The following is a 5168-nucleotide window of genomic DNA, read 5'->3' as shown; positions in this document are numbered from 1 at the left end:
GGGCCCGGCCGTGAGGTCGGGCCAGGAGCCGGGGTCGGTGTGGTCGTTGTACGGCACGTGGGCGTGCGCGTACCAGCCGCCGAGGGCCTCCCAGGTCCGCTCGTCGCGGTGGCTGGAGAAGTCGGTCGGCCGGCCCATCGGCCAGATGTCGGGCACGCCCCAGGAGGAGATCCAGGCGTGGATCCGGTCCCAGCCCGCGCACGGGGTGTCGACCAGGCGCGGGTAGACGGCGCCCTGGTAGCGGCAGTAGGGGAAGAACACCGCCTCGATCTGGATCACCACCCGCCCGGCCCGGTTGGTGCGGGTGGGGCTCTGGCCGGGGCTGAGCAGGCTCTTCGAGCGGGAGTCGGCCGGGAACAGCTGCGCCGTGCGGCCGCTGAACGGGTCCCAGACCAGGTGCGGCGCGTCACCGGCGCCACTGCCGGTGAAGTAGCCGACCAGGTCCTCGTAGGAGCACCAGTCCTGCGGCGCGGCGGCGGTCGCGTTGCGGTCCCAGGTGATGTGGGCGATGGCCTTCGGCGGGTACTGCTGATCGGTCGGCGCGTGGTCGCCGAGGTCGTGGATCTCGGCACCGGGCAGCCACAGTTCGGGCATCGTGGGCTCCTCCGAACGGCGTGAGGGCATCACCTCCGGTATCGGCAGGCAGGGCTCGCGGATTGACCCCGACGGCGCGGAATCCGGGCGATGAACCCCCCGCACCCGTCCAGCCGTTCGACTCAGCGGGGGCCCTTCGCCCCCGCGTGCGATTCGGGTGCCCGTGCGGGGGCGACCGGTCGTACGGAAGGGGGGCGCATTCCACCCCGCCGGGGCGCCGCTGTCAATCGTTGACTTCACAAATGGTCTAGTCCACGGTGGTCCGGCAGACCGGCCCGAGCCGCCGTCCGGGGATACCCCTGTGCGCTCAACTGGCGATCACTGCACCGAATCTGACGATCCGATGGAGAAACCCGCACCATGCAAAGAGTCTGCCTCGCCCTGCCCACCATGCGGTCCTGCCCCGACACCATCGCGGAACTCGCCGAGGAGGCGGCCTACGCCGTCGCGACCTTCGGGGTCGAGGTGCACCTGCTCGTCCTCGACACCACCGACGCCGTCGCGTTCGCGGAGAACGCGGGCGCCGTGGCCGCGCTGGAGCCCACTCCCGGCGTGGTCGTCCACCACCTCGGCGAGGCGCGGCAGCGGGAGTTCCTGCGCCGGGTGGCCGAGCGCTCCGGCGCCGCCGACCCCGAACTCCTGCTCGACATGATGCTGCCGCCGGCCGTCGCGTACGGCTCCTGCGTCAACCGGCTCTTCCTGGGCGCGGCCGCCCTGGGCTGCACCTCGGCGCACCTGCGCAACGACGACGCCGACTTCCAGGTCGTCGACGGCCGCAAGGTCTTCCCGATCCACCACGAGCTGCTCTCGATCGGCCGGCCGGCCGGCGAGGCGGCGGCCGGCGTGTCCCGCTCCGAGCTCGACCCGGCCGACGCGGACAAGCCGGTGATGCTGGTCAGCGGCTCCTTCATCGGCGAACTCAACGTGGACATCAGCGAGATCCACGAGCTGGACCCGGCCGTCTACCGCGAGGTGGTGCGCCTGTGGACCCCGCCGGTGTGGTCGGAGGAGGAGCAGGACGCGATGGTGGACGTCTCCTTCAAGGGGGCCGGCTCCGAGCCGTTCACCACCGACGAGTCCGTCCTCGGCGTGCCCGACATCTGGGACGTCTACATGTGCAACATCGCCCTGGACCACCGGGCCTACGAGGTGCTGCCGCTGCTGCCCTCGACCGAGACGATCGGCAGCGACTACGCCCTGCTGCACGCCCTGGTCCACTCCCGGCTGCCCGGCGTCGTCCACAACCGCCACATCGTCAACTACTACACGCCCGAGCGCCGCACCGGCGCCGGCTTCGTCAACTACCAGCTGCGGTTCGTCAAGTTCCTGCTCTCGATGCTGTACCTGTACCCGGTTTACGGCGGGATGATCGACCTCGGCCGCGGGCTGCTGGACGAGCGGCACGGGCTGAAGGTCGAGCCGGTCCTCGACCTGGTGCGCGGCAGCGTCGACTGGGACCGGGCCGGGAACGAGCACTGCCTGGACGTCCTGGACCGCTCCTACCGCAAGCTGGGCGGCAAGTACGCCGAGCTCGCGGACGTGGTGGCCGAGCGGCGGCAGCAGCTGCTGGACGAGGCACGGGAGGACGCCGGGCGCTGGGCGGTGCTGGTGGAGGCCTGGGCGGCGCTGGTGGCCGCCTCCCGCGCGGAGGGGCTCGGCGCCGCTTCGGAGGTTCCGGCCTAGTGGGCGGGGACCTCCGGATCCGGCTCCTGGCCGACGGCGACTGGGACGCCGTGGTCGCGCTGGAGTACGACGCCTACGCGGCCGACGGCCTGTCGGAGGGCCGGGAGGCGCTGCAGTCCCGCGCCCTCGGCTCGCCGGAGACCTGCTTCGTGCTGGAGCAGGGCGGCACGGTCCGCGGCTACCTGCTGAGCCTGCCGTACCCGCCGCTGCGCTGCCCGGACCTCGCCCGGGCGGAGGACGCGGTGCACGAGTCGGGCAACCTGCACGTGCACGACCTGGTGATCGCCGAGGACCTGCGCGGCCGGGAGGTCGCGCTGGGGTTCATCCGGCACTTCCGGGAGCGGGCGGAGGAGCTGGGTTTCGAGCGGATCTCGATGGTCGCGGTGCGCGGGGCGGACATCCTGCTGCGGCTGCTCGGCTACCGCGCGCACCGGGAGGTGGCGGTCCCCGCGTCCTACGGGCGCCGCGCCGTCTACATGTCGATGCCGGTGCGCTGACCTGCGGGGATACCTGGACGAACGCTCACTCTTCTGGCCTAGTCCGGACGGCGAAGATCACCCCATCGGGTGAAGCTGGTGGCGGCTGCGCCCGCGCGCGGCCGCCGGCAGCATCCGTCCGTACGCCCGAGGGAGAAGCGCATGAAGGCCGCCGTCGTCCACGACTTCACCGCACCGCTGGCCGTCGAGGACCGCCCCCTGCCGAAGCCCGCCGCACACCAGGTCCGGGTCCGGATCGAGGCCTCCGGCCTCTGCCACACCGACATCCACGCCGCCCACGGAGACTGGCCGGTCAAGCCCAGCCCGCCGTTCGTCCCCGGACACGAGGGCGTCGGCATCGTCGAGGCGGCCGGCGACCAGGTCCGGCACGTCCGGGTGGGCGAGCGGGTCGCCATCCCCTGGCTCGCGGACGCCTGCGGGCGCTGCGACCACTGCGTCTCCGGCTGGGAGACGCTCTGCCTCCAGCAGCACAACAGCGGCTACTCGGTGGACGGCGCCTACGCCGAGTTCGCGCTCGCCCACGGCGAATACGTCGTCCCCGTCCCGGACGGCATCGACCCGCTGGACGCCGCCCCGCTGTCCTGTGCGGGCGTCACCACCTACAAGGCGCTCAAGGTCTCCGGCGCCCAGCCCGGCACCCGGGTGCTGGTCTCCGGCATCGGCGGGCTCGGCCACCTGGCCCTCCAGTACGCCCGGATCTTCGGCGCCGAGACCGTCGCCGTCGACGTCACCGACGACAAGCTCGCCCTGGCCCGCGAGCTCGGCGCCGACCACGTCCTGGACGCCCGCACCCAGGACGTCGCGGCCGAGGTCCAGGCCCTCGGAGGCGCCCACGCCTCGATCGCCCTCGCCGTCAGCAACGCCTCCTTCCAGGCGGCCTACGGCGCCCTGCGCCGCGGCGGCACCCTCGTCCTGGTCGCCCTCCCGGCCGAGGGGAAGCTCGAACTCCCGGTCTTCGAGACGGTGCTGAACGGCACCAAGGTGATCGGCTCGATCGTCGGCACCCGCGAGGACCTCGCCGAGGTCTTCCGCCTGCACGCCCTCGGCCGCACCCGGGTGATCCGCGAGACCCGCCGGCTGGAGGACGTGAACGCCTGCTTCGACGAGGTCCTGAGCGGCAAGGTCTCCGCCCGCCTGGTCTTCGACCTGCGCTGACACCCCTCGTCCACAGCCCTGATCGGCCGTCGGGCCGCGACCGGATTCGTCCGGATGGCGTCGCAGTTGCGTCTCCGTTCGGTTCGGCGTGGGTACGAACCGGGCGGCGGTCCGGGATCCTGGGGGCAACCACTCGTGCGGCAAGGGGAGTTGCCATGGGGGACGGCCGGGGCTTGGCACCGGATGCGGTGGCGGCGCTGTTGGGCGACGGGCCGCACCGGGCCGTGGCGGACGTCGTCCGGGCGCGGTTGCGGATCATGCCGGAAGGGGCCCGGGCGCTGACGGCGGCGGAGGCGAACCCGGGGGACGCGCAGGCCCGGGCGTTGCTGACCGCCGCCGTCGACCACCTGCTGGCCGCGGACCCGGCGTTCGCGCGGTACCTCGCCACCACCGGGCTCGGAGAACCGGCCGACCCGCCGACCGTCCAGCTGCGGAGCGAGCCCGGCACCGTACAGCTGCGGGTCGGGCCGCCGTCCGCGCCACCGCCGGCGAACCCGGCCACCGTCCAACTGCGGCTCGGCCCGGGGGCCGCCCGCGCCCGGGCGCTCGCCGCCCGGCGGAGCAGCGCCGGCATCGTGGTGGCGCTCGCCCTGGTGCCGATCGCCGCGCTGGTCGCGATCGGCGTCCACCTGGGCTCGCGTCCGCTGCTGAAGCCGGGCGGGCCCGGCCTGGCGCACGCCGCGCAGCCGCTGAGCGACCCGGCGCTGGTCTCGGCCGTGCTGCCCGACGCGCGGGCGCTGCCGGGCGGCTGGCAGGTGCGGCGGGGGCCGACGGCGGGGACCGCTCAGGGCGGCGAGCTGCCGTGCCTGCTCCCGGACTCCTGCGACCGGCAACTCGCCTCCGCCACCGTGACGTTCGGTTCGGCCTCGGTGCAGGCCGTGGAGTTCGGCGTGGCCGCCTTCGCCTCTCCCGAGGCCGCCGCCCGCGCCTTCGACCACACCCTCGACCGGACCGCCGGCACCGAGCCGACGGTGGCCGTCCCGCGGATCGGCGACCAGAGCGCCGTCCGCGTCCAGAGCTCCTCGTCGGCGGTGGCACTGGCCAGGGTCGGCAGCGTGCTGCTCGTCGTGCGCGAGGAGGGGGCGGGCGACCGGCTCACCGGGCCCGCGTTCACCGGCCTCGCCGAGCTGGTCGCCGAGCGTGCCCGGCAGGCGCAGGAGGGCCGCACGCCCGGTGCCACCGCGGACGGCCCGACCGGCTGACGGTCAGGTCCGGTCGAGGCGGACGGCGACCGGCGGG

Annotated in this window: 4 protein-coding genes and 1 pseudogene; 4 read left to right on the top strand and 1 reads right to left on the bottom strand. The window is 74.0% G+C overall.

Going from position 1 to position 5168, the window contains the following annotated elements; genetic code table 11:
* Nucleotides 1-594 (bottom strand): annotated as a pseudogene (locus ACFU6K_RS30890) (endolysin); the annotation flags it as partial.
* A gap of 360 nt (nucleotides 595-954) precedes the next feature.
* Here ACFU6K_RS30890 and ACFU6K_RS30885 point away from each other — a divergent pair.
* From ACFU6K_RS30885 to ACFU6K_RS30870, 4 genes are all read left to right on the top strand, one after another.
* The gene (locus ACFU6K_RS30885) at nucleotides 955-2277 is read left to right on the top strand and encodes a DUF6271 family protein (protein WP_380668591.1); all 1323 of its coding nucleotides are present in this window, start codon (nucleotides 955-957) and stop codon (nucleotides 2275-2277) included.
* On the top strand, nucleotides 2277-2774 hold the full coding sequence (locus ACFU6K_RS30880) for a GNAT family N-acetyltransferase (RefSeq protein WP_380668589.1): 498 nt from the start codon (nucleotides 2277-2279) through the stop codon (nucleotides 2772-2774). Before ACFU6K_RS30885 ends, ACFU6K_RS30880 begins: the two co-directional genes overlap by 1 nt.
* A 141-nt stretch (nucleotides 2775-2915) precedes the next feature.
* Nucleotides 2916-3929: an alcohol dehydrogenase AdhP gene (gene adhP, locus ACFU6K_RS30875; RefSeq protein ID WP_380668587.1), complete on the top strand. Its 1014-nt coding sequence runs from the start codon at nucleotides 2916-2918 to the stop codon at nucleotides 3927-3929.
* Nucleotides 3930-4102: 173 nt separating this feature from the next.
* Nucleotides 4103-5131, top strand: coding sequence for a hypothetical protein (locus tag ACFU6K_RS30870; RefSeq protein WP_380668585.1), 1029 nt, complete (start codon nucleotides 4103-4105; stop codon nucleotides 5129-5131).
* Nucleotides 5132-5168 lie beyond the last annotated feature (37 nt).

Source organism: Kitasatospora sp. NPDC057512 (genome assembly GCF_042802135.1).
In the GTDB taxonomy this organism is placed as follows: Bacteria; Actinomycetota; Actinomycetes; order Streptomycetales; family Streptomycetaceae; genus Kitasatospora.
The sequence above is the reverse complement of the archived record's forward strand: the minus strand, read 5'-3'. Positions and strand labels throughout refer to the sequence as shown.